The following is a 23,430-nucleotide window of genomic DNA, read 5'->3' as shown; positions in this document are numbered from 1 at the left end:
CACGATCAACGCTTGGCCTGGAAACCGGCGAAGCGCTTGTTGAACCCGGCCACCCGCCCTTCGACCGTGGTCTTGCGTTGCTGCCCGGTGTACACCGGATGCGAGGCACTGGACACATCCAGCGCCACATACGGATAGGTCTGCCCATCGCTGTGCACCAAGGTGCGATCAGTTTCGACCGTCGAGCCGATCAGAAAGAACACATCGGCGGCAGTGTCGTGGAACAGCACGGGACGATAGGCGGGGTGGATACCAGCTTTCATGGGGGCAATCTCGTGTGAGTTATAGTTACTTTATAACATATCTTATCGCGAATGATTTTCGATACCCCAATTTTCATTTTTCTCGTCCGCCCCACGCTGGCATAGCGGCGCCCAACCGGGCTATGGTCGGGCTTTGCCCCAGGCCCCTGAGCCTGACCGAGCCATTCGCAAGGACACCGTATGAGCCTGTCACTCCTCAGCCGTTACGCCTTCTTCGCCGCCTGCGTGCTGTTCACTCTCGCCAGCCTGCCGTTCCTCGCCCACGACTGGTTGTGGCCGTTCACCCTGACCACCGGGGTGCTCAGCCTGATCGGCGTGTTCGACCTGCTCCAGCAACGCCACGCGGTCCGTCGCAACTACCCGATCCTGGGCAACATCCGTTACCTGGTCGAGGGCATCCGCCCGGAGATCCGCCAGTACCTGCTGGAATCCGACAGCGACGCCCTGCCCTTCTCCCGCGCCCAGCGCTCGCTGGTCTACGCCCGGGCCAAGAACGAAGCCTCGGACAAACCCTTCGGCACCTTGATCGACGTCTACGAGTCGGGCTTCGAGTTCATCGGCCACTCCATGCGCCCGGCGCCACTGGCCGACCCGGCCAGCTTTCGCGTCAGCGTCGGCGGCCCGCAGTGCACCCAGCCGTACTCAGCATCGATCTTCAACATCTCGGCCATGAGCTTCGGCTCACTCAGCGCCAACGCCATCCGGGCCCTCAACCAGGGTGCCAAGCTGGGCAATTTCCACCACGACACCGGCGAAGGCAGCATCAGCCCCTACCACCGCGAACACGGCGGCGACCTGGTCTGGGAACTGGGCAGCGGCTACTTCGGCTGCCGCACCGCGGACGGCCGCTTCGACCCCGAGCGCTTCGCCGCCCAGGCGCAGAACCCGCAGGTGCGAATGATCGAGATCAAGATGAGCCAGGGTGCCAAGCCCGGCCATGGCGGCATCCTGCCCAAGCACAAGGTGACCCGGGAAATCGCCGAGACCCGTGGCGTCATGATGGGTGAGGACTGTATCTCGCCATCACGCCACAGCGCCTTCTCGACCCCGATCGAGATGATGCAGTTCATCGCCCAGCTGCGTGAACTGTCCGGCGGCAAGCCGGTGGGCTTCAAGTTCTGCCTGGGTCACCCGTGGGAATTCATGGGCATCGCCAAGGCCATGCTGGAAACCGGCATCCTGCCCGACTTCATCGTCGTCGATGGCAAGGAAGGCGGCACCGGCGCCGCCCCGGTGGAGTTCACCGACCATATCGGCGTGCCGCTGCGCGAGGGCCTGCTGTTCGTGCACAACACCTTGGTCGGCCTGAACCTGCGCGACAAGATCAAGCTCGGCGCCAGCGGCAAGATCGTCAGCGCCTTCGACATCGCCAGCGTGCTGGCCATCGGCGCCGACTGGGCCAACTCGGCGCGCGGCTTCATGTTCGCCATTGGCTGCATTCAGTCGCAGAGCTGCCACACCAACAAGTGCCCGACCGGCGTGGCCACCCAGGACGCCCTGCGCCAGCGTGCGCTGGTGGTGCCGGACAAGGCCCAGCGGGTGCTCAACTTCCACCACAACACCCTGCGCGCCCTGGCCGAAATGCTCGCTGCGGCGGGCCTGGAGCATCCGGCGCAACTGGAGGCCAAGCACCTGGTGCGGCGGATCTCGGCCACCGAGATCAAGCTGTTCTCGCAGATGCACGTCTTCCTCAAGCCGGGCGAGTTGCTGACCGGCGAGGTCAATGGGCAGTTCTATTCGCGGATGTGGCAGTTGGCCCGGGCCGACAGCTTCGAGCCGCATAGCGAGGTGGCGGCCTGATCGCCCCGCGATGAGGGCCATACAAAAACAAAGCCCCGGCACTGGCCGGGGCTTTGTTCATCAGGAGGCGGTACTCGCCACGCCTTGGGCCTCTTTCGGCGCCAGGCGGAAGGTGTAGTACAGCGCCGTCAGCAGCACCAGGAACGCCGGGCCGATATACAGGGCCACGCGGGTATCCGGGAAGTACGCCATCAGCCCCACCACCAGTACCAGGAACGCCAACGCCAGGTACGAGCTCAGCGGCCACAGCCACATGCGGTACTTCAGCGCGTTGCGCTCGGCGGTGCTCAGCCCGGCGCGGAACTTGAGCTGCGCCAGCAGGATCATCACCCAGGTCCAGATCGCGCCGAAGGTGGCGATCGAGGTCACCCAGACGAACACCTTTTCCGGCACCAGGTAGTTGGCCAGCACGCCCAGCAGCAGCGCGGCGATCGACAGCAGCAGCGCGTTGCGCGGTACGCCGTTCTTCGAAGTGCGGGCGAAGGTGGCCGGGGCCTGGCCGTTCTGCGCCAGGCTGTAGAGCATACGCCCGGTGCTGAAGATACCGCCGTTGCACGACGACAGCGCGGCGGTGATCACCACGAAATTGATGATGCCGGCGGCGGTCTTGATGCCGAGGCGCTCGAAGGTCATCACGAACGGGCTGCCCTGGCTGCCGATCTCGTTCCACGGGTAGATCGACAGGATCACGAACAGCGCGCCCACGTAGAACAGCAGGATGCGCCAGAACACCGAACCGATGGCCTGGGGGATGGTCTTCTGCGGGTTGCGCGCTTCGCCGGCGGTCAGGCCGATCATTTCCACGCCCAGGTAGGCGAACATCACCATCTGCAGCGACATCAGCACGCCGGTCACGCCATTGGGCATGAAGCCACCGTTGCTCCACAGGTTGGAAATACCCATGGCCACGCCATCGTTACCGAAGCCGAAGGCAATGATGCCAATGCCGCCGAGCACCATGGCGATGATGGTGACGATCTTGATCAGGGCGAACCAGAACTCGAACTCGCCGAACGCCTTGACCGCGATCAGGTTGATCGCGCCCATGCTGCCCAGGGCCATCAACGCCCAGATCCAGCGTGGCACGTCAGGGAACCAGATGCCCATGTAGATGGCCACCGCGGTGATCTCGGCGACACAGGTCACCAGCCACAGGAACCAGTAGTTCCAGCCGGTGAGGAAGCCCGCCAGGGGGCCTAGGTAGTCTTGTGCGTAGCGGCTGAAGGAGCCTGCCACCGGGTTGTGCACGGCCATCTCGCCGAGGGCGCGCATGATCACCAGGATGGCCAGGCCACCGATGATGTAGGAGAGCATGATGGCGGGGCCAGCCATTTCGATGGCCTTGGCCGAACCCAGGAACAGGCCGACGCCGATACAGGCGCCAAGGGCCATCAGACGGATGTGCCGTTCGCCCAGCTCGCGCTTGAGCGGGCCGCCCTGGACGGACTCGTCGGGGGCAGGATGGTTGCCGACTGGCATAGCAATACAACCTCATTTTGTTATTGGATTTAACCTTCGTGCAGCACCGGCCGCGCCGATAGGCGGGGCGTCGTCTCGCCAGGCCGCCTTGTGGGCGGGCCTGTCCACCGGGCGCGGGGCGCCGGCGGGTCGAAGGGGGCGAGCAGTATAGGAAGCCACTTGCAGGGCTTTTCACTATATACAGCGGGATATTTGGCGAGAATTCTCGGCAAAAAGCCCTTCACCGGAGGGGCATTCTGGCCTCGCTCCGCCCATGCACAGGAATGGGGCAGCTACATTAACAACATTGCCGAAGAATGGAAGTCGCACCAAAGGCGCATGTTCATACGCGATTGCTCGAAGCTTCTTACAAATTTTTCACCAAACTGGGCCAGCGTCTAAGCTTCAGACAAGTAACGCGAAAACACTTGGCCGGACTTAAGACTATGGGCGCACTGTGGCAATCGGAACCAACCGGAACGGAAGCACCCAAAGCACCTCAGGCTGAAGCCCCCTTGCCCAAGACCCCACGTCAGCGCCGCCTGTGGTGGCGCCTGATCCTGCTCATCCTGCTGATAGGCCTGGTCGCGGTGGGCCTGGCAGCCTACGACGAGTTCCAGACCTCACGCCTGCAATCGCGCGAGTTCAGCCGCCTGGCCGGCACCCTCACCTACGCCCTGGAGCCCGGCCCGAGCGACGCCATCGTCTACCCCGGCGAGGGCCCCTTCGACAGACGCCTGGGCTACAGCGCCCTGGGCGAGTTCCTGCCGCGACTGCTCAAGCGCGACTACCTGATCAACCAGCAGGTGCGCTTCTCCCCGGCGCTGATGAACTACGTCGATCACGGCCTGTTCGTGCCCTACGTGGAGAAGATCCAGGCCGGCCTGTCGATCACCGACTGCCGCGGCGACATGCTCTACCAGTACAACTACCCGCAGCACCTGTACCCGAACTTCGCGGCGATCCCGCCGGTGATGGTCAACAGCCTGCTGTTCATCGAGAACCGCGACCTGCTCGACCCGAAAGACCCGCAGAACAACCCGGCGGTGGACTGGCCGCGTTTCGCCAAGGCCGCCTACAGCCAGGTAGCCAAGTACCTGGCCCTGCCCGGGCAGTCGGCCGGCGGCAGCACCCTGGCCACCCAGCTGGAGAAGTACCGGCATTCACCCGACGGGCTGACCGTCTCGGGCGCCGAGAAGATCCGCCAGATGATTTCCGCCAGCGTGCGCGCCTACCAGGGCGGCCCGGACACCACCGAGGCCCGCGAACGCATCGTGCGCGACTACCTCAACAGCGTGCCGCTGTCGGCGGTACCCGGCCACGGCGAGGTGCACGGCATGGCCGAAGGCCTGCGGGTGTGGTACGGCGCCGACTTCGACCAGGTCAACCAGGCCCTCACCTCCACCGCCAGCGACGAAAAGAGCATGGCCGAGCGCGGCCTGGCCCTGCGTCAGGTGCTGTCGCTGATGATCGCCCAGCGCCGCCCTTCGCACTACCTGTCCAAGGGCCGCATCGAGCTGGCCGAGCTCACCGACTCGCACATCCGCGTGCTGGCGGCCAACGGCATCATCGAGCGCCCCCTGGCCGACGCCGCCCTGGCCAGCAAGGCGGTGTACCGCGATTGGGTGGCCCAACCGACCATCGTGCCGATCATCACCAACAAAGGCATCAGCCTGGCCCGCAATCGCCTGGCGGCCATGCTCAATCGGCCGCTGTATGACCTCGACCGCCTCGACCTGTCGGCCACCAGCACCCTGCAGGCCGACCTGCAGGTGCAGGTCAGCCAGTACCTGAAGAACCTCGCCGACCCGGAGTTCGCCGCGCAGATCGGCCTGATCGGCGAACGTCTGCTCACCGCCAAGACCACCGACCAGGTGAGCTACAGCTTCACCCTGTTCGAACGCACCGCCGACGGCTCGCGGGTGCGGGTGCAGACCGACAGCACCAACCAGCCCTTCGATATCAACGAAGGCAGCAAGCTCGAACTGGGCTCCACCGCCAAGCTGCGGGTGCTGACCACCTACCTGGAAATCATCGCCGAGCTGCACGGCAAGTACGCCGGCAAGCCGGCGGCCGAGCTGAAGAAGGTCCCGGTGGCCGAACTCGACCGCCTCACCCAGTGGTCGCTGGAATGGCTGATGCAGAACAGCAAGAACCAGAGCCTGGACGCCATGCTCGACGCGGCGCTCGAGCGCAAGTACTCGGCCAACACCGGCGAGGCCTTCTTCACCGGTGGCGGCATGCATGTGTTCAACAACTTCCGCAAGGAAGACAACAACCGCAACCCGACCCTCAAGGATGCCCTGCGCGAGTCGATCAACCTGCCGTTCATCCGCCTGATGCGCGACATCGTGCGCTACGTCACCTACCAGCAGCCGTTCAACCGCGAACCACTGCTCAGGGACGACAGCGACCCGCGCCGCCAGGAATACCTGGCGCGCTTCGCCGACCGCGAAGGCTCCAACTACACCATGCGTTTCTGGAAGAAGTACCAGCGCAAGACCTCGCAGCAGCGCCTGGACACCTTCCTCGACAGCATGCGCGTGACCCCGCAGCGCCTGGCCGCGGTGCACCGCTACCTGTTCCCCGAGGCCGGCCAGGAGACCTTCAACGCCTTCGTCCGCGCCCACAGCAAGGAAGACAAGAAGGCCATGGCCAAGCTCACCGACGGCCGCCTGGTAGAGATGTACGAAGCCTACGGCCCGGGCAAGTACGACCTGCCCGACCAGGGCTACATCGCCAAGGTCCACCCGCTGGACCTGTGGCTGCTCGGCTACCTGCTGAAGAACCCCGGCGCCTCGCTCAAGGACGCCCTCAACGCCAGCCGCTTCGAGCGCCAGGAGGTCTACAGCTGGCTGTTCAAGAGCCGCCACCAGGGCGCCCGCGACAGCCGCATCCGCACCATGGTCGAGATCGAGGCGTTCACCGACATCCACCAGCGCTGGAAGCGCGTCGGCTACCCGTTCGACCACCTGGTACCGTCGCTGGCCACCGCCATCGGCAGCTCCGGCGACCGTCCGGCCGCGCTGTCCGAACTGGTCGGGATCATCCAGAACGACGGCGTGCGCCTGCCCACGCTGCGCATCGACACCCTGCACTTCGCCCAGAACACCCCCTACGAGACCCAGTTGATCAGCGACCCCGACCGTGGCCAGCGGATCCTCCCGGTGGAAGTCGCCCGGGCGCTCAAGGGTGCCATGTCGCAGGTGGTCGATGCAGGTACCGCGCGGCGCATCTCCGGCAGCTTCAAGCTGCACGACGGCACCCCGCTGGTGATGGGCGGCAAGACCGGCACCGGCGACAACCGCATCGAAAGCTTCGGCGCCGGCGGCCGGTTGATCGGCTCGCGTTCGCTGAACCGCACTGCGACCTTCGTGTTCTTCCTCGGCGACAACCACTTCGGCACCCTCACCGCGTTCGTCCCGGGGCGCTCGGCAGAAGCCTTCAAGTTCACCTCCGCGCTGCCGGTGCAGGTGCTCAAGGGCATGGCGCCGATCCTCATGCCGTACCTGGAGCCGGGCAACCCCACCGCTTGCAAGGCGCCGCAGGTGACGGGCCAATCCTGAACCATCAAGAAATTAGATGATAATCATCTGCATTTGAAGGCTTGTCTTTAGATATATCTTGAGTAATATCTTGCGATATATCTAAACAGACGGAGCTCTTCCCCATGCGCGACCACGACCCCTTCGAACGCCGCCCCGGCCGCGGCGAGCGTGGCCCGCGGGTGTTCGCCCCCGGCGACCTGAAGCTGCTGATGCTGTCGATGCTGGCCGAACAACCCGGCCACGGCTACGACCTGATCCGTCAGATCGAGACCCTCTTCGACGGCAGCTACAGCCCCAGCCCCGGGGTGATCTACCCCACCCTCAGCTATCTCGAGGAAGCCGAACTGGTCACCGGCGCCATCCAGGGCAGCAAGCGCCTCTACGCCATCACCGATGCCGGCCGCAGTGCCTTGCAGGAACAAGCCGTCGCCCTCGACGGCGTGCGCATGCGCATCGAGGTGAGCAAGCGCGCCCTGCGCGGCCACGACCGGCCACCGGAAATCCACGAAGCCGTCGGCAACCTGCGCCACGCCCTGCACATGCACAGTGGCCGCTGGACCAGCGAAGAGATCGAGCGGGTGCGCAACCTGCTCAACGACACCGCCAAGGCCATCGCCTCCGGGCCGGCCACCCCTGTTACGGAGAACACCCCATGAGCGACACCATTCATCGCGTCAACCACGAGATCCGCCAGCGCCGCCTCGAAGTGCTGCGGGTCACCGAGCTCACCCCACGCATGCGCCGCATCACCCTCGGTGGCGCAGAGCTGGCCGGTTTCACCAGTGTCGGCACGGACGACCACATCAAGCTGCTGTTCGCCCTCACCGCCGAGGAACAGCAGGCCATCGACGCGCGCAACCTGGGCCGCGACGGCGGCGCCCGGCCGACCATGCGCGAGTACACGCCACGGCGCATCGACCTGGTGAACAACCAGCTGGATATCGATTTCGTCCTGCATGGCGACGGCCCCGCCTCTACCTGGGCGGCCCAGGCCGCGCCTGGCCAGACCCTGGACATCGCCGGCCCGCGGGCCTCGATGGTGGTTCCGGATATCTTCGACAGCTACCTGCTGATCGGCGACGAGACGGCGATCCCCGCCATTGCCCGGCGCCTGGAGGAACTGCCGGCGGGCCGCCAGGTGCTGGCGGTGATCCAGATCGAGGACGAGCAGGAGCGCCAGGCGCTGACGAGCAAGGCCCAGGTCGAGGTGATCTGGGTGCGCCGGCACCAGGAGGATGTACTGGAGCGGCTCAAGCACCTGGCGTTGCCCCAGGGTCGGTTGTATGGCTGGGTGGCGCTGGAGAAGACACTGACCCGCCAGGCCAAGGCGCTGCTGCTGGAAAAAGGCGTGTCCGAGGATACCCTCAAGGCAGCGGCTTACTGGCGAGCTGACGGTACCGCCGACGACGAATGATCAGAATCTGCACACCCCGGTGTAGGAGCGGCCCTTTCCGGCCGGTCCGACGCCTCGGCAAGGCCGCTCCTACACCGGATTGCATATCGGCAACCTCACGACAGCCTGCGCCAGCGATCCAACCCCAGCAATACCAACCCGATCCCCCAGAACCCCGCCAGCACCATCAGAGCATTGCCCAGCACCTGCCCATATCCCAACCGTGCCACATCGATGAACGGATAGGGATAGACCCCGATCTCATGCCCGCGCAGCAGCACGAAGGCAAAGTACAACGCCGGATACAACGCCCAGGCCGCCAGGTGCCAGAGCCGCAATCGCCCCTTGGGCACCTCCAGCCACCAGTACAGGACGAACACCAGCGGCATCACATCGTGCAGCAGTTCGTCCGCCAGCCACTGCCAGCCTTGGGGCTGCCACAGGTGGCGCAGCAACAGGCTGTAGGCCAGCGCCACCAGCAGGATGCTCGCGGCGATGCACGAGCTCACCACCGGCGACAGGAACCAGCGCCTGGCCGCCGACTCGCGGCCGAACGCGGCCTGGCTGAGCACGGTGGCCACCAGCGTGTTGCTCAGCACGGTGAAATAACAGAACAGGTTGACCAGCCCGCCGATCAGGCTGGCCTGCTCCTGCCAGCGCGCCAGCAGCACCAGATACAACTGGATCGCCAGGCCGGTCCAGCCGAGGACGGCCGCCAGGGTCAGCCAGGGGCGGCGCGGCATCAGCCTTTGCGCTGCAGCTTCACATACAGCTGCTCGACCTTTTCCCGTGCCCACGGGGTCTTGCGCAGGAAGGTCAGGCTCGACTTGATGCTCGGGTCGCTCTTGAAGCAGCGGATGTCGACGCGCTCAGCCAGGCCTTGCCATTGGTAGTGCGCCACCAGCTCGGTGAGGATCTGCTCGAGGGTCTTGCCGTGCAGCGCGTTGTGATTGGCCGTGCTCATGCCAGTGCTCCAGGTTCGGGAAGGTGCGCACCTTACAGGAGTGTAGGAGCGGATTCATCCGCGATGCGTTCGTCGAGCAAACTGCGGCGCCTGGACAATCGAGCGCCGCCCGCGCGGCGCATCGCGGATGAATCCGCTCCTACATTCGTTGCAACGTGCCGAACCTGATAGGCCATGGTTGCCCGCCCCGATACAAGGGCTTCCAAGCGGCACGACCGGCACACTGGACAAAAACCACTGGCACGCACAGAAAGCCTTGTGCTGAAATAGCAATGTTATATTGTAACTACAAATAATTCTGCCAAGGAACGCCACATCCCCATGCGTCACACGCCGCTGCACCTCTCCCCCCTTGCCGTTGCGCTCTGGCTGGCCTCCACCTCCAGCCAGGCCGTCGAACTGCAACCCCAGGTGATCACCGCCAACCCGCTGGGCAACGCCCAGCTGGCCGCGCCCAGTACCGTCCTCGAAGGCGACGACCTGCTGCAACAGCAGCACGGCAGCCTCGGTGAAACCCTCAACAAACAGCCCGGCGTCGCCTCCACCTGGTTCGGCCCCGGCGCCAGCCGCCCGGTGATCCGCGGCCTGGACGGCGACCGTATCCGCATTCTGCGCAACGGCGTCGGCGCCCTGGACGCCTCGTCGCTGTCCTACGACCACGCCGTGCCCCTGGACCCGGTGACCGTCGAGCGGGTCGAGATCGTCCGCGGTCCGGCCGCGCTGCTGTATGGCGGCAATGCCATCGGCGGCGTGGTCAACACCTTCGACAACCGCATCCCCGACTCGCCCATCGACGGCATCCACGGCGCGGGCGAGCTGCGCTACGGCGGCGCCGACACCACCCGCAGCAGCGCCGGCAAGCTGGAGGCCGGCAACGGCGCCTTCGCCCTGCACCTGGACGCCAACAGCCGCCAGTTCAACGACCTGCGCATCCCCGGCTACGCCCGCAGCTCGAAGGTCCGCGATGCCGATGAGCCCGGCAGCAAGCATCGCCTGAAAAACAGCGCCGGGCGTCAGGACGGCGGAGCGATCGGCGGCTCCTATCACTGGGAGCATGGCTACACCGGCCTGTCCTACAGCCGCTACGACAGCAACTACGGCTCGGTGGCCGAGCCCGGCGTGCGCCTGGACATGCAGCAGGACCACTATGGCTTCGCCTCGGAACTGCGCGACCTCGACGGGCCGTTCAGCTCGTTCAAGGTCGATGCCGGCTACACCGACTACCAGCACCGCGAGATCGAAAGCGGCGAGGTGCACACCACCTTCAAGAACAAGGGCTACGAGGCGCGCATCGAAGCCCGTCACCAGCCGCTGGGCCCCGTCGAGGGCGTGGTCGGCGCCCAGGTCAGCCGCAACGAATTCTCCGCGCTGGGCGAGGAAGCCTTTGTCCCGCACACCGACACCGACAGCCTGGCGCTGTTCCTGCTCGAGCAATGGCAGGCCAGCGAACGCCTGAACCTGAGCCTGGGCGCGCGCCTGGAACACACCCGGGTCGATCCGGACGCCAAGGGCAACGAGAACTTCGCCGGCGCCGACAGCGCCAGCAGCTTCAACGCCTTCAGCCTGTCCTCGGGCGCGGTTTATCAGCTCGACCCGGTCTGGTCGCTGGCCGCCAACCTCGGCTACACCGAGCGCGCGCCGACCTTCTACGAGCTGTACGCCAACGGTGCCCACGTGGCCACCGGCGCCTACGAGATCGGCGATCCGAACCTGAACAAGGAAAAGGCCATCTCCACCGACCTGGCCCTGCGCTTCGACAACGGCACCCACAAGGGCAGCGTCGGCGTGTTCTACAGCCACTTTCGCAACTACATCGGCCTGATCGGCACCGGCAACCTGCGTGAAGGCCATGATCACGACCACGACGATCATGACCACGATCACGACCATGATCATGATCATGACCACGGCGATATCCCCGAGTATGCCTACCAGGGCGTGCGGGCACGCTTCTACGGCATCGAGGCCCAGGACCGCTGGCAACTGCTGGAAAACCGCTACGGCAGCTTCGCCCTGGAACTGTCCGGCGACTACACCCGGGCCAAGAACCTCGACAGCGGCGAGCCGCTGCCGCGCATCGCCCCGCTGCGTCTGAACAGTGGCCTGGTCTGGGAGCTGGACCGCTGGCAGGCGCGGGTCGATGTACAGCACGCCGCGTCACAGCACCGCAAACCGGCCAACGAGACCCGCACAGACGGTTACACCACCCTCGGCGCCAGCCTGGGGTATCGCTTCGACATCGGCCAGAGTGAATGGCTGGCCTTCGTGCGCGGCGAGAACCTCACCGACCAGACCGTGCGCTATGCCAGCTCGATCCTGCGCGATATCGCGCCGGCGCCGGGGCGTAGTGTGCAGGTCGGCTTGCGCACCTCGTTCTGACGTCATCGCGGGGTAAGCCTTCTCCCACCGTGGGAGCGGGCTAGCCCCGCGATGGGCTGATTGACTGTTACCCCATCAGCAACAATCCCCTGCGACATTTTGTCTTTTTTTCTTACAACTTCCCCTATATCCTCCCCGCCGCAAGCTGAATCGCTTCACTCGATACCCAACGCAGTCATTTCCCTTCGAAGATCTCGCACTTCGTTGCGCTTGCCGTTTCCTCAACAATCAAAAGATAGCGCTATCTCATGCTCCAGCTGCCCAATACCCGCTACTCCGGCCTCGCCCTCGCCACCCTGCTCGGCGCCCTGTCCCCCACCACCAGCGCCAGCGAGATGTTCGCCAAGGACTCGCCGTGGATGCTCGGCGACTGGGGCGGGACCCGCAGCGAGCTGCTGGAGAAAGGCTATGACTTCACCCTCGGCTACACCGGCGAGATGGGCAGCAACCTGCACGGCGGCTACAGCCATGACCGCGCGGCGCGCTACAGCGACCAGTTCACCTTCGGCGTGAACATGGACCTGCAGAAGATCCTCGGCTGGCACGACACCGAGTTCCAGCTGACCGTCACCGAACGCCATGGCGACAACATCAGCAACGACCGCATCAACGACCCGCGGGTCGGTGGCTTCACCTCGGCGCAGGAAGTCTGGGGCCGTGGCGAGACCTGGCGACTGACGCAGATGTGGATCAAGCAGAAATACTTCGATGGCGCGCTGGACGTGAAATTCGGCCGCTTCGGCGAAGGCGAGGACTTCAACAGCTTCCCCTGCGACTTCCAGAACCTGGCGTTCTGCGGCTCGCAGGTGGGCAACTGGGTCGGTGGCATCTGGTACAACTGGCCGGTCAGCCAGTGGGCCCTGCGCGTGCGCTACAACCTGAACGACGAACTCTACGCCCAGGTCGGCGTGTTCGAGCAGAACCCCTCCAACCTCGAGAGCGGCAACGGCTTCAAGCTCAGCGGCAGCGGCACCCAGGGCGCGGTGATGCCGGTCGAACTGGTCTGGAGCCCGCGGGTCAATGGCCTGAAAGGGGAATATCGCGCCGGCTACTACTACAGTAATGCCAAGGCACAGGATGTACTCAAGGACAGCAACGGCGCGCCAGCCGCCATCAGCGGCGCCGCCTACCGCAGCAGCTCGAGCAAGCATGGCCTGTGGCTCGGCGCCCAGCAGCAGGTGACCGCGCTGGCCTCGGACCAGTCGCGCGGCCTGAGCCTGTTCGCCAATGCCACGGTGCACGACAAGAAGACCAATGCCATCGACAACTATGTGCAGGCAGGTGTGGTTTACAAGGGGCCCTTCGATGCCCGCGCCAAGGACGACATCGGTTTCGCCCTGGCCCGTGTGCACGTCAATCCCGGCTACCGCAAGAACGCCCGCCTCATCAACCAGGCCAACGGCCTGGACGACTACGACAACCCCGGCTTCCTGCCCGTGCAGGACACCGAGTACAGCGCCGAACTCTATTACGGCATCCACCTGGCCGACTGGCTCACCGTGCGCCCGAACCTGCAGTACATCCGCCATCCGGGCGGGGTGTCGCGGGTCGACGACGCCCTGATCGGCGGCCTGAAGATCCAGAGCAGTTTCTAACCCGACCCTTTCACACTACGGAGAACAGACGATGAGCACTGACGGTGCCAAGAATGGAACCCGCTGGCTACCGCGCCTGATGGGCGTATTGCTGCTGCTGATGGGCCTGGCCCTGCTGGCCGGCGGCATCAAGCTGAGCCAGCTGGGTGGCTCGCTTTACTACCTGATTGCCGGTATCGGCTTCGCCCTGTCCGGCATCCTGCTGCTGGCCAAGCGCCGCATCGCCCTGGGCCTGTATGGCCTGGTGCTGCTGGGCAGCACCGCCTGGGCACTGCTGGAAGTCGGCCTGGACTGGTGGCAGCTGGTGCCGCGCCTGGCCATCTGGTTCGCCATCGGCGTGGTCCTGCTGCTGCCGTGGGCGCGCCGCCCGCTGGTCGGCCCGGCGTCGAAGGTCAACACCGCCCTGCTCAGCGTCGCCGTGGTCGCCTCCGGCGCCACCGCCGTGGCCAGCCAGTTCACCCACCCGGGCGAGATCCGTGGCGAGTTCACCCGCGACAACAGCGAGATGGGCAGCGCCGCCCCGGCCATGCCGGACGGTGAATGGCAGGCCTACGGCCGCAGCGAACACGGTGACCGCTACTCGCCGCTGCGCCAGATCACCCCGCAGAACGCCTACCGCCTGGAAGAGGCCTGGCGCATCCGCACCGGCGACCTGCCAACTGAAAACGACCCGGTGGAGCTGACCAACCAGAACACCCCGCTGAAGGTCAACGGCATGCTCTATGCCTGCACCGCCCACAGCCGCCTGCTGGCGCTGGACCCGGACACCGGCGCCGAGATCTGGCGCTACGACCCGCAGGTCAAGAGCCCCACCGGCACCTTCAAGGGCTTCGCCCACATGACCTGCCGCGGCGTCTCGTACTATGACGAGAACAGCTACGTCAGCCGTGACGGAAGCCCCGCGCCGAAGATCACCGACGCAGGCCAGGCCGTGGCCCAGGCCTGCCCGCGCCGCCTGTACCTGCCCACCGCCGACGCCCGCCTGATCGCCATCAACGCCGACACCGGGAAGGTCTGCGAAGGCTTCGCCAACCAGGGCGTGATCGACCTGAGCCGCGGCATCGGCCCGTTCACCGCCGGTGGCTACTACTCCACCTCGCCGGCGGCGATCACCCGCAGCCTGGTGATCATCGGTGGCCACGTCACCGACAACGAGTCGACCAACGAGCCGTCCGGCGTGATCCGCGCCTACGACGTGCACGACGGCCACCTGGTATGGAACTGGGACAGCAACAACCCGGACGACACCAAGCCCCTGGCCGACGGGAAAATGTACAGCCGCAACTCGGCCAACATGTGGTCGATAGCCAGCGTCGATGAAGACCTCGGCATGATCTACCTGCCGCTGGGCAACCAGACCCCCGACCAGTGGGGCGCCGACCGTACCCCGGGCGCCGAGAAGTACAGCGCCGGCATCGTCGCCCTGGACCTGGCCACCGGCAAGGCGCGCTGGAACTACCAGTTCACCCACCACGACCTGTGGGACATGGACGTCGGCAGCCAGCCGACCCTGGTTCACCTGAAGACCGATGACGGCGTCAAGCCGGCGGTCATCGTGCCGACCAAGCAAGGCAGCCTGTACGTGCTCGACCGCCGCGACGGCACGCCGATCGTGCCGATCCGCGAGATCCCGGTACCGCAGGGCGCCGTGAAAGGCGACCACACCGCGCCGACCCAGGCCCGCTCCGACCTCAACCTGCTCGGCCCCGAGCTGACCGAACAGGCCATGTGGGGCGCCACGCCGTTCGACCAGATGCTCTGCCGCATCCAGTTCCGCAGCCTGCGCTACGAAGGCCAGTACACCCCGCCGTCCGAGCAGGGCAGCCTGGTCTACCCGGGCAACGTCGGCGTGTTCAACTGGGGCAGCGTGTCGGTCGACCCGGTGCGCCAGATCCTCTTCACCTCGCCGAACTACATGGCCTTCGTGTCGAAGATGATCCCGCGCGAGCAGGTGGCCGAAGGCAGCAAGCGCGAAAGCGAGACCAGCGGCGTGCAGCCGAACGCCGGCGCGCCGTACGCGGTGACCATGCACCCGTTCATGTCGCCGATCGGTATCCCGTGCCAGGCGCCAGCCTGGGGCTATGTGGCGGCCATCGACCTGTTCACCAACAAGGTGGTGTGGAAGCACAAGAACGGCACCACCCGCGACAGCACCCCGGTGCCGATCGGCATGCCGGTGGGCGTGCCGAGCATGGGCGGTTCGATCGTCACCGCCGGTGGCGTGGGCTTCCTCAGCGGCACCCTGGACCAGTACCTGCGCGCCTATGACGTGAAGAACGGCCAGGAGCTGTGGAAGGGCCGCCTGCCGGCAGGCGGCCAGGCCACGCCGATGACCTACACCGGCAAGGACGGCAAGCAGTACGTGCTGGTGACCGCCGGCGGCCATGGCTCGCTGGGCACCCGCATGGGCGATTACATCATCGCTTACAAATTGGCTGAGTAAGCTGCAAGCGACAAGAGAAAGCGGGGCCAGCACGGTCCCGCTTTTTTCTTGCAGCTTGAAGCTTGGAGCTTGCAGCTGGGATGGGTTGAAACCCATCCCCCACCGCCCCATCTAAGCACCATAGCCATTCACGCAGGTGCCCCATGAGCGACCAGCAGGATTTCCCGGAACATCCCGACGAACACAGCGAAGTCGAACACCTCGATCCCCAGGCCGCCCCCGGCCACCACCTCGCCCTGCCCGGCCAGCAGCTGCCGGACAAGGTCTACGTGATCCCGATCCACAACCGCCCGTTCTTCCCCGCGCAAGTGCTGCCGGTGATCGTCAACGAAGAACCCTGGGCCGAAACCCTCGACCTGGTCGCCAAGACCCCGCACCACTCCCTGGCGCTGTTCTTCATGGACACCCCGCCGGAAGACCACCGCCATTTCGACACCAAGGCCCTGCCCGAGTACGGCACGCTGGTGAAGGTGCACCACGCCAGCCGCGAAGGCGGCAAGCTGCAGTTCGTCGCCCAGGGCCTGACCCGGGTGCGCATCCGCACCTGGCTCAAGCACCATCGCCCGCCCTACCTGGTGGAAGTCGACTACCCACGCCAGCCGGCGGAACCCACCGACGAGGTCAAGGCCTACGGCATGGCCCTGATCAACGCGATCAAGGAACTGTTGCCGCTCAACCCGCTGTACAGCGAAGAACTGAAGAACTACCTCAACCGCTTCAGCCCCAACGACCCGTCGCCGCTGACCGACTTCGCCGCCGCCCTCACCTCGGCCACCGGCAACCAGCTGCAGGAAGTGCTCGACTGCGTGCCCATGCTCAAGCGCATGGAAAAGGTCCTGCCGATGCTGCGCAAGGAAGTCGAGGTGGCCCGGCTGCAGAACGAGATCTCCGCCGAGGTGAACCGGCAGATCGGCGAGCACCAGCGCGAGTTCTTCCTCAAGGAGCAGCTCAAGGTCATCCAGCAGGAGCTGGGCCTGACCAAGGACGACCGCAGCGCCGACCTGGAGCAGTTCCAGCAGCGCCTGGAGGGCAAGACCCTGCCTGACCAGGCGAAAAAACGCATCGACGAGGAGATGGGCAAGCTGGCCATCCTCGAAACCGGCTCGCCGGAGTACGCCGTCACCCGCAACTACCTGGAATGGGCCACGGCCCTGCCCTGGGGCGTGTACGGCAAGGACAAGCTCGACCTCAAGCACGCGCGCAAGGTACTCGACCGTCACCATGCGGGCCTGGACGACATCAAGGAGCGCATCCTCGAGTTCCTCGCCGTGGGCGCCTGGAAAGGCGAGATCAGTGGCTCCATCGTGCTGCTGGTGGGTCCGCCGGGCGTGGGCAAGACCAGCATCGGCAAGTCCATCGCCGAATCCCTGGGCCGGCCGTTCTACCGCTTCAGTGTCGGCGGCATGCGCGACGAGGCCGAGATCAAGGGCCACCGCCGCACCTACATCGGCGCCCAGCCAGGCAAGCTGGTGCAGGCGCTGAAGGAAGTCGAGGTGATGAACCCGGTGATCATGCTCGACGAGATCGACAAGATGGGCCAGAGCTACCAGGGCGACCCGGCCTCGGCACTGCTGGAGACCCTCGACCCCGAGCAGAACGTCGACTTCCTCGACCATTACCTGGACCTGCGCCTGGACCTGTCCAAGGTGCTGTTCGTCTGCACCGCCAACACCCTCGACTCGATCCCCGGCCCGTTGCTCGACCGCATGGAAGTGATCCGCCTGTCCGGCTACATCACCGAGGAAAAGCTCGCCATCGCCAAGCGCCACCTGTGGCCCAAGCAGCTGGACAAGGCCGGCGTGGCCAAGACCAGCCTGGGCATCAACGACGCCGCCCTGCGCGCGGTGATCGAGGGTTATGCCCGCGAAGCCGGTGTGCGCCAGCTGGAGAAACAGCTGGGCAAGCTGGTGCGCAAGTCGGTGGTCAAGCTGCTGGAGGATCCGCAGGCCAAGCTCAAGATCGGCACCAAGGATCTCGAGCCCGCCCTGGGCATGCCGCTGTTCCGCAGCGAGCAGGTGCTGGCCGGCAAGGGCGTGATCACAGGTCTGGCCTGGACCAGCATGGGCGGCGCCACCCTGCCGATCGAGGCCACGCGCATCCACACCCTCGGCCGCGGCCTCAAGCTCACCGGCAAGCTGGGTGATGTGATGAAGGAATCGGCGGAGATCGCCTACAGCTATGTCAGCTCGAACCTCAAGCAGTTCGGCGGCACGCCGGGCTATTTCGACGAGGCCTTCATCCACCTGCATGTCCCTGAAGGCGCGACGCCCAAGGATGGCCCCAGCGCCGGCGTGACCATGGCCAGCGCCCTGCTGTCCCTGGCCCGGGACCAGGCGCCGAAAAAGGGCGTGGCGATGACCGGCGAGCTGACCCTGACCGGCCAGGTACTGCCGATCGGCGGGGTGCGCGAGAAGGTGATCGCGGCGCGTCGGCAGAAGATCTTCGAACTGATCCTGCCGGAGGCCAACCGCGGCGACTTCGAGGAGTTGCCCGAGTACCTGAAAGACGGCTTGACCGTGCATTTCGCCAAGCGCTTTGCCGACGTGGCGAAAGTACTGTTCTGACAGGCCCCCATCGCGGGGCAAGCCCGCTCCCACCTCCGGCGTGGGAGCGGGCTTGCCCCGCGATGGGGCCATGAGGAAAGTAACGTCAGCTTCGGTTATCCTCAGGCAACTTCAGCCTCAGGAGCCACCATGTCCGCCCCTCGCCTGCTCGTTCCCCTGGGCCTGGCCCTGCTCACCGCCTGCGCCCAGCAACCGCAACGCACCGTCGAACTGGACGGCGAAAGCGAGTGCCCCACACGCCTGGTCGTCGGCCAGACCATGACCCTCACCCTGCCCAGCAACCCCACCACCGGCTACCGCTGGCTGCTGCAGAACCCGGCTCCGGAGATCCTTCGCAGCCTCGGCCCCGAGGTGTACAGCTCCCCGGAACAGGCCGGCATCGTCGGCAGCGGCGGGCTTTCTTCCTGGCGCTTCCAGGCCAAGGCCGCAGGCGAGGGTCACCTGATCCTGGTCTACCAGCAGCCCTGGGCCCCTGAAGTGCGGCCGGTGCAGACCTTCGATTGCGCCATCCGGGTGAAGTGAGCAGACGGCGCCGGTCAGTGAGTCATGCAAGCTTGCCGTGGTTTGGCTAGAATGCCGCCCCTGTAGATTGCCAGCCGCCTGGACCCACCCGTGAGCAAACAACCCGACCGCCTTTTCGCCCAACCCCTGGAGCAGGTGCCCGACTTCGTCTTCAACGAAGACGTGGTGCAGGTGTTCCCGGACATGATCAAGCGCTCGGTGCCCGGTTACCCGACCATCGTCGAGAACCTCGGCGTGCTGGCCGCGCGCTTCGCCCAGCCGAACTCCGCGCTGTACGACCTCGGCGCCTCGCTGGGTGCGGTGACCCAGTCGCTGCGCCGCCATGTGCGCACGGACGGCTGCCGGGTAATCGCGGTGGACAACTCCGCGGCCATGGTCGAGCGCTGTCGCCAGTACCTCACCGCCCAGGACTCGATGTTCCAGGAGTTGCTGCCGGTGCAGGTGCTGGAAGCGGACATCCTCGCCCTGCCCTTCGAGCCCGCCTCGGTGGTGGCGATGAACTTCACCCTGCAGTTCGTCGCCCCCGAGCAGCGCCTGGAGCTGCTTGGCCGCATCCGCCAGGCCCTGTTGCCGGGCGGTGCGCTGATCCTCTCGGAAAAACTGCGCTTCACCGACGCGCAGGAGCAGGACCTGCTCAACGAACTGCACCTGGACTTCAAGCGTGCCAATGGCTACAGCGAACTGGAAATCGCCCAGAAACGCAGCGCCATCGAGAACGTGATGAAGCCCGACACCCTGGAAACCCATGAGCAGCGCCTGCGCGCCGCCGGCTTCTCCAAGGTCGTGCCCTGGTTCCAATGCCTCAACTTCGCCTCGCTGATAGCCCTGCCATGATCGATCTGTCTCCCCTTGTCCGCCGCCTGGCGGGCACGCCCCTTGCCACCTGGTCCCAGGGCCTGCAGGCGCAACTCGAAGCCAAGCTGGAAAAGGGCCACGGCGACCTCGACCGCTGGCGCGGCGCCCTCGAGGCACTACCGCAGCTGACCCCCAGCGAAATCGACCTGGTCGACGGCCTGCGCCTGGACTGCGCCTGCGACGACGCCACCCGGGCGCAGATGCGCCAGGCCCTGATGGGCCTGTCGCCCTGGCGCAAGGGCCCGTTCGACCTGTTCGGCGTGCATGTCGACACCGAGTGGCGCTCGGACTGGAAATGGTCGCGGGTCGGCCCGCACCTGGACCTCAAGGGCAAGCGCGTGCTCGACGTGGGCTGCGGCAATGGCTATTACCAATGGCGCATGCTCGGCGCCGGCGCCGACATGGTCATCGGCGTCGACCCCAACTGGCTGTTCTTCTGCCAGTTCCAGGCCGTGCAGCAGTACCTGCCTGAACTGCCGGCCTGGCACCTGCCATTCGCCCTCGAAGAGCTGCCGGCCAACCTCGAAGGCTTCGACACCGTGTTCTCCATGGGCGTGTTCTACCACCGCCGCTCGCCCATCGAGCACCTGCTGGCGCTCAAGGACTGCCTGGTCAAGGGCGGTGAACTGGTGCTGGAAACCCTGGTGATCGAGGGTGACGAAAACCAGGTGCTGGTACCCGAGGACCGCTACGCGCAGATGCGCAACGTCTGGTTCCTGCCGTCGGTGCCGGCCCTGGAGCGTTGGTTGCGCCGCGCCGGCTTCAGCGATGTGCGCTGCGTCGATGTCAGTGTCACCAGCGTCGAGGAGCAGCGCAGCACCGAGTGGATGCGCTACCAGTCGCTGGGCGACTTCCTCGATCCGAACGACCACGGCAAGACCGTCGAAGGCCTGCCGGCCCCGCGCCGCGCCACATTGCTGGCACGCAAATAAAAAAAGGCGCCCGTTCGGGCGCCCAGGTCCACCAGCGGCGAGGAGCTGTCGCGGCGCAGGTGTGTGGTACTCAGTCCTTGGCCAGTTCGCGGGCCTTTTCCTCGGCCTTGCGCTCGCGCTCGGCCAGCGCCTGCTGCTTGTCGCCGTACAGGCGCGCCTGGTCGTCGCGGAACGCTTGCCAGAATTGCTTCGAACGCTCGGCGCCGCCTTCGGCGAAAACGCTGGTGCTGCCCAGGGCGAGAATCGCCAGCAGCAGGTACTTGGTCAGGTTCATCGTGCTTGCCTCGTGATAACCGTTTCGACAGGGCCATCATCGCAAGCGGCAGCTAACGCCAAGGTGAGGCGGACATTACAGTCTTGCAAGAGAACCGCATCGCGGGGCAAGCCCGCTCCCACGGGATCCTGCTGGTTTTGTGGAAGTGGGCTTGTCCCATGATGGCGGCGGCCCTGTCAGGCACATGACCCGCGTATTACAAATCCGTTATTCCCGCCGCTTGCCCATTCGCATCCAGTAACATCCTCGCCGCTTGACCCTGATGTCACTACAGGGTCGAGAATCGCCCCCTTTCCACACAGAGCCCGACCATGCGCCTACTGATCATCGAGGACGAACCCCGCACCGCCGACTACCTGCAACAGGGCCTGCGCGAGAACGGCTACGTGGTCGACTGCGCCCACACCGGCACCGACGGCCTGCACCTGGCCCGCCAGCAGGCGTACGACCTGGTGATCCTCGACGTCAACCTGCCCGGGCTCGATGGCTGGGGCGTGCTGCAGCGCCTGCGCGCCGAATCCTCGACGCGGATCATGATGCTCACCGCCCATGGCCGTCTGGCAGACCGGGTCAAGGGGCTGGACCTGGGCGCCGACGACTACCTGCTCAAGCCCTTCGAGTTTCCCGAACTGCTGGCGCGCATCCGCAGCCTGTTGCGACGCAACGACCAGCACCTGCAGCCGAGCACGCTGAAAGTCGCTGACCTTGAGCTCGACCCCGGCCGCCACCGCGCCTGGCGCGGTGGCCAGCGTATCGACCTGACCGCCAAGGAATTCGCCCTGCTGCACCTGCTGATGCGCCAGAGCGGCGAGGTGCTGTCGCGCACACAGATCATCTCGCTGGTGTGGGATATGAACTTCGATTGCGACACCAACGTGGTGGAAGTGTCGATCCGCCGCTTGCGGGCAAAGATCGACGACCCGTTCGAGGACAAGCTGATCCACACCCTGCGCGGCGTCGGTTACGTGCTCGAGGCACGGACGTGAAGCGCTCCAGCCTGTCGCTGCGCCTGGGCCTGACCGTCACCTTGCTGGGGGCAGCGCTGGTCTTGCTGCTGGCGTGCCTGGCGGTGTTCGCCCTCGATCATGAACTGGACAGCCGGGCGCGCAAGGACCTGGCGCGCAAGATGCAGCAGGTCGAACACAACTTGCGCGTCGATCTGCGCAGCGACGACCTCGGCGCCCGAGCCCACCCCCTGCTCGACCTGGTCATGGGCCACGACAACCTCAGCCTCAGCGTGCTGGCCGTCAACGGCCGCCACCCCGCCCTGCTCAGCCTGGGGCCGGCGCTGCAGTCACAGCACCTGTTGAACCAGGAGGCCGACAACCGGCTGACCTTCCATACCTGGCGCGACGATGATGGTAATCAGATCCTCACTGCCAGCCGTCTGATGCGCCTGCGCGACGACACCCCGGTCAAGGTGCTGATGTCGCTCAACCGCAGCGACGACAACAGCCTGTTGCAGGCCTACCTGAACTCGACCCTGCTGGCCCTGCCGCTGCTGCTGGTGCTGATCGGCATCGCCGCGTGGAAGCTGGTGCAGCGTGGCCTGCGTCCGCTGCGGCATTTTCGCCGGATCGCCGGGCAGGTTTCGACCCAGGACCTGGCGCATCGCCTGCCGGACGAGGGCCTGCCCGCCGAACTGGCCGACCTGGCCCGCGCCATCAACGTCATGCTCGACCGGCTCGACCAGGGCGTGCGCCAGCTGTCGCAGTTCTCCGATGATCTGGCCCACGAACTGCGCACGCCCATCGGCAACCTGATGGGCAAGGCCCAGGTGACCCTGGCCCGCGAGCGTGACGGCGACAAGTACCGCGAAGCCCTGGAGGACAGCGTCGAGGAACTGACTCGGCTCAACCGCATCATCAACGACATGCTGTTCCTGGCCCAGGTCAGCCAGCCGCAGACCCAGGTTGCCCTGGTTCCCGTGGCGCTGGCGGACGAAGTGGCGCGGGTGAGCGAGCTGTTCACCTTCAGCGCCGAACTCAAGGGCATCTCCCTGCACCTGCAAGGCTGGGGTACCGCGATGGCGGACAAGCTGATGTTCCAGCGGGCGCTGTCGAACCTGCTCAGCAATGCGATTCGCCATGGCCCTGAAGGTCAGCCGGTGGCCGTGGGCATCGAGCGAATCGGCGACCAGATCGGCGTGTGGGTGGAAAATCGCGGGCCGGGAATTGGCGAGGCGCACTTGCCGCACCTGTTCGAGCGGTTCTACAGGGCCGGGGCCGGGCGTTCGCGATTGGAGGGTGGGACGGGCTTGGGGCTGGCGATCGTCAAGTCGATCATGCAGCTGCATGAGGGGCGGGTCGAGGTGAGCAGCCAGGTCGAAGGGCCGACTCGGTTTACCTTGGTGTTCAAGGCCGAATAAAGCTATCGCGGGGCAAGCCCGCTCCCACAGAAGCTCAAGCCAATGCGTGGGAGCGGGCTTGCCCCGCGATCG

The 23,430-nt window shown here is 65.8% G+C and carries 18 protein-coding genes; 13 read left to right on the top strand and 5 right to left on the bottom strand.

The genetic code is table 11. The annotated features are described in order from the left end of the window. Positions 1 to 5: 5 nt before the first annotated feature. The gene (locus HU751_RS14275) at positions 6 to 263 is read right to left on the bottom strand and encodes a type B 50S ribosomal protein L31 (RefSeq protein ID WP_186732060.1); all 258 of its coding nucleotides are present in this window, start codon (positions 261 to 263) and stop codon (positions 6 to 8) included. Between the two features lie 180 nt (positions 264 to 443). Here HU751_RS14275 and HU751_RS14270 point away from each other — a divergent pair, with 180 nt between their 5' ends. Further along, positions 444 to 2,063 carry an FMN-binding glutamate synthase family protein gene (locus HU751_RS14270; RefSeq protein ID WP_186732059.1) on the top strand — a complete coding sequence of 540 codons (1,620 nt, stop codon included), beginning with the start codon at positions 444 to 446 and terminating at the stop codon, positions 2,061 to 2,063. 60 nt (positions 2,064 to 2,123) lie between these two features. On the opposite strand, the gene HU751_RS14265 is transcribed toward HU751_RS14270, so the two are convergent. Continuing rightward, positions 2,124 to 3,542 (bottom strand): amino acid permease, encoded by a 1,419-nt coding sequence (locus HU751_RS14265; RefSeq protein WP_186713053.1) that lies wholly within the window; start codon positions 3,540 to 3,542, stop codon positions 2,124 to 2,126. A gap of 425 nt (positions 3,543 to 3,967) precedes the next feature. Here HU751_RS14265 and HU751_RS14260 point away from each other — a divergent pair, with 425 nt between their 5' ends. From HU751_RS14260 to HU751_RS14250, 3 genes are all read left to right on the top strand, one after another. Beyond that, positions 3,968 to 7,087 carry a transglycosylase domain-containing protein gene (locus HU751_RS14260; RefSeq protein ID WP_186732058.1) on the top strand — a complete coding sequence of 1,040 codons (3,120 nt, stop codon included), beginning with the start codon at positions 3,968 to 3,970 and terminating at the stop codon, positions 7,085 to 7,087. Positions 7,088 to 7,191: 104 nt separating this feature from the next. Then, entirely contained in the window at positions 7,192 to 7,725 is a 534-nt protein-coding gene (locus tag HU751_RS14255) for a PadR family transcriptional regulator (RefSeq protein WP_050704003.1), read from the top strand. Then, complete coding sequence (locus HU751_RS14250; RefSeq protein WP_186732057.1) at positions 7,722 to 8,483, top strand: siderophore-interacting protein; 762 nt, start codon at positions 7,722 to 7,724, stop codon at positions 8,481 to 8,483. The genes HU751_RS14255 and HU751_RS14250 overlap by 4 nt, the downstream gene beginning before the upstream one ends. Before the next feature lie 95 nt (positions 8,484 to 8,578). On the opposite strand, the gene HU751_RS14245 is transcribed toward HU751_RS14250, so the two are convergent. Further along, entirely contained in the window at positions 8,579 to 9,205 is a 627-nt protein-coding gene (locus HU751_RS14245) for a Pr6Pr family membrane protein (protein WP_186732056.1), read from the bottom strand. Next, positions 9,205 to 9,426, bottom strand: a complete 222-nt coding sequence (locus tag HU751_RS14240) for a VF530 family protein (RefSeq protein ID WP_028690109.1) — start codon at positions 9,424 to 9,426, stop codon at positions 9,205 to 9,207. Before HU751_RS14240 ends, HU751_RS14245 begins: the two co-directional genes overlap by 1 nt. Before the next feature lie 321 nt (positions 9,427 to 9,747). Here HU751_RS14240 and HU751_RS14235 point away from each other — a divergent pair, with 321 nt between their 5' ends. The 7 genes from HU751_RS14235 to cmoB all read left to right on the top strand — a co-directional run bounded on the left by HU751_RS14235 (position 9,748) and on the right by cmoB (position 20,716). Next, positions 9,748 to 11,805 carry a TonB-dependent receptor gene (locus tag HU751_RS14235; protein ID WP_186732055.1) on the top strand — a complete coding sequence of 686 codons (2,058 nt, stop codon included), beginning with the start codon at positions 9,748 to 9,750 and terminating at the stop codon, positions 11,803 to 11,805. A gap of 248 nt (positions 11,806 to 12,053) precedes the next feature. Next, positions 12,054 to 13,400 carry a carbohydrate porin gene (locus HU751_RS14230; RefSeq protein WP_186732054.1) on the top strand — a complete coding sequence of 449 codons (1,347 nt, stop codon included), beginning with the start codon at positions 12,054 to 12,056 and terminating at the stop codon, positions 13,398 to 13,400. Positions 13,401 to 13,431: 31 nt separating this feature from the next. Further along, a complete protein-coding gene (locus HU751_RS14225) occupies positions 13,432 to 15,843 on the top strand; it encodes a glucose/quinate/shikimate family membrane-bound PQQ-dependent dehydrogenase (protein WP_186732053.1) in 2,412 nt (803 codons plus the stop codon). A gap of 143 nt (positions 15,844 to 15,986) precedes the next feature. After that, positions 15,987 to 18,407: an endopeptidase La gene (lon, locus tag HU751_RS14220; protein WP_186732052.1), complete on the top strand. Its 2,421-nt coding sequence runs from the start codon at positions 15,987 to 15,989 to the stop codon at positions 18,405 to 18,407. A 129-nt stretch (positions 18,408 to 18,536) separates the two neighbouring features. Then, positions 18,537 to 18,929 (top strand): protease inhibitor I42 family protein, encoded by a 393-nt coding sequence (locus HU751_RS14215; RefSeq protein WP_050703994.1) that lies wholly within the window; start codon positions 18,537 to 18,539, stop codon positions 18,927 to 18,929. 90 nt (positions 18,930 to 19,019) lie between these two features. Further along, the gene (gene cmoA, locus HU751_RS14210) at positions 19,020 to 19,763 is read left to right on the top strand and encodes a carboxy-S-adenosyl-L-methionine synthase CmoA (RefSeq protein WP_186732051.1); all 744 of its coding nucleotides are present in this window, start codon (positions 19,020 to 19,022) and stop codon (positions 19,761 to 19,763) included. Next, positions 19,760 to 20,716 carry a tRNA 5-methoxyuridine(34)/uridine 5-oxyacetic acid(34) synthase CmoB gene (gene cmoB / locus HU751_RS14205; protein ID WP_186732050.1) on the top strand — a complete coding sequence of 319 codons (957 nt, stop codon included), beginning with the start codon at positions 19,760 to 19,762 and terminating at the stop codon, positions 20,714 to 20,716. The genes cmoA and cmoB overlap by 4 nt, the downstream gene beginning before the upstream one ends. A 70-nt stretch (positions 20,717 to 20,786) precedes the next feature. Here cmoB and HU751_RS14200 read toward each other — a convergent pair whose 3' ends face one another. After that, the gene (locus HU751_RS14200) at positions 20,787 to 20,990 is read right to left on the bottom strand and encodes a hypothetical protein (protein WP_062364203.1); all 204 of its coding nucleotides are present in this window, start codon (positions 20,988 to 20,990) and stop codon (positions 20,787 to 20,789) included. A gap of 311 nt (positions 20,991 to 21,301) precedes the next feature. Here HU751_RS14200 and HU751_RS14195 point away from each other — a divergent pair, with 311 nt between their 5' ends. Beyond that, the gene (locus HU751_RS14195; protein WP_050703990.1) at positions 21,302 to 21,976 is read left to right on the top strand and encodes a heavy metal response regulator transcription factor; all 675 of its coding nucleotides are present in this window, start codon (positions 21,302 to 21,304) and stop codon (positions 21,974 to 21,976) included. Next, positions 21,973 to 23,358 carry a heavy metal sensor histidine kinase gene (locus HU751_RS14190; RefSeq protein WP_186732049.1) on the top strand — a complete coding sequence of 462 codons (1,386 nt, stop codon included), beginning with the start codon at positions 21,973 to 21,975 and terminating at the stop codon, positions 23,356 to 23,358. The genes HU751_RS14195 and HU751_RS14190 overlap by 4 nt, the downstream gene beginning before the upstream one ends. Positions 23,359 to 23,430: the final 72 nt, after the last annotated feature.

Origin of the sequence: Pseudomonas peradeniyensis (genome assembly GCF_014268935.2) — a bacterium.
Lineage (GTDB): Bacteria > Pseudomonadota > Gammaproteobacteria > Pseudomonadales > Pseudomonadaceae > Aquipseudomonas > Aquipseudomonas peradeniyensis.
This window is presented reverse-complemented; position numbering and strand designations above follow the sequence as displayed.

Coding starts and splice junctions, on each gene's coding strand:
- HU751_RS14275 (WP_186732060.1), bottom strand. CDS start 263: ATGAAAGCTGGTATCCACCCCGCCTATCGTCCCGTGCTGTTCCACGAC.
- HU751_RS14270 (WP_186732059.1), top strand. CDS start 444: ATGAGCCTGTCACTCCTCAGCCGTTACGCCTTCTTCGCCGCCTGCGTG.
- HU751_RS14265 (WP_186713053.1), bottom strand. CDS start 3,542: ATGCCAGTCGGCAACCATCCTGCCCCCGACGAGTCCGTCCAGGGCGGC.
- HU751_RS14260 (WP_186732058.1), top strand. CDS start 3,968: ATGGGCGCACTGTGGCAATCGGAACCAACCGGAACGGAAGCACCCAAA.
- HU751_RS14255 (WP_050704003.1), top strand. CDS start 7,192: ATGCGCGACCACGACCCCTTCGAACGCCGCCCCGGCCGCGGCGAGCGT.
- HU751_RS14250 (WP_186732057.1), top strand. CDS start 7,722: ATGAGCGACACCATTCATCGCGTCAACCACGAGATCCGCCAGCGCCGC.
- HU751_RS14245 (WP_186732056.1), bottom strand. CDS start 9,205: ATGCCGCGCCGCCCCTGGCTGACCCTGGCGGCCGTCCTCGGCTGGACC.
- HU751_RS14240 (WP_028690109.1), bottom strand. CDS start 9,426: ATGAGCACGGCCAATCACAACGCGCTGCACGGCAAGACCCTCGAGCAG.
- HU751_RS14235 (WP_186732055.1), top strand. CDS start 9,748: ATGCGTCACACGCCGCTGCACCTCTCCCCCCTTGCCGTTGCGCTCTGG.
- HU751_RS14230 (WP_186732054.1), top strand. CDS start 12,054: ATGCTCCAGCTGCCCAATACCCGCTACTCCGGCCTCGCCCTCGCCACC.
- HU751_RS14225 (WP_186732053.1), top strand. CDS start 13,432: ATGAGCACTGACGGTGCCAAGAATGGAACCCGCTGGCTACCGCGCCTG.
- lon (WP_186732052.1), top strand. CDS start 15,987: ATGAGCGACCAGCAGGATTTCCCGGAACATCCCGACGAACACAGCGAA.
- HU751_RS14215 (WP_050703994.1), top strand. CDS start 18,537: ATGTCCGCCCCTCGCCTGCTCGTTCCCCTGGGCCTGGCCCTGCTCACC.
- cmoB (WP_186732050.1), top strand. CDS start 19,760: ATGATCGATCTGTCTCCCCTTGTCCGCCGCCTGGCGGGCACGCCCCTT.
- HU751_RS14200 (WP_062364203.1), bottom strand. CDS start 20,990: ATGAACCTGACCAAGTACCTGCTGCTGGCGATTCTCGCCCTGGGCAGC.
- HU751_RS14195 (WP_050703990.1), top strand. CDS start 21,302: ATGCGCCTACTGATCATCGAGGACGAACCCCGCACCGCCGACTACCTG.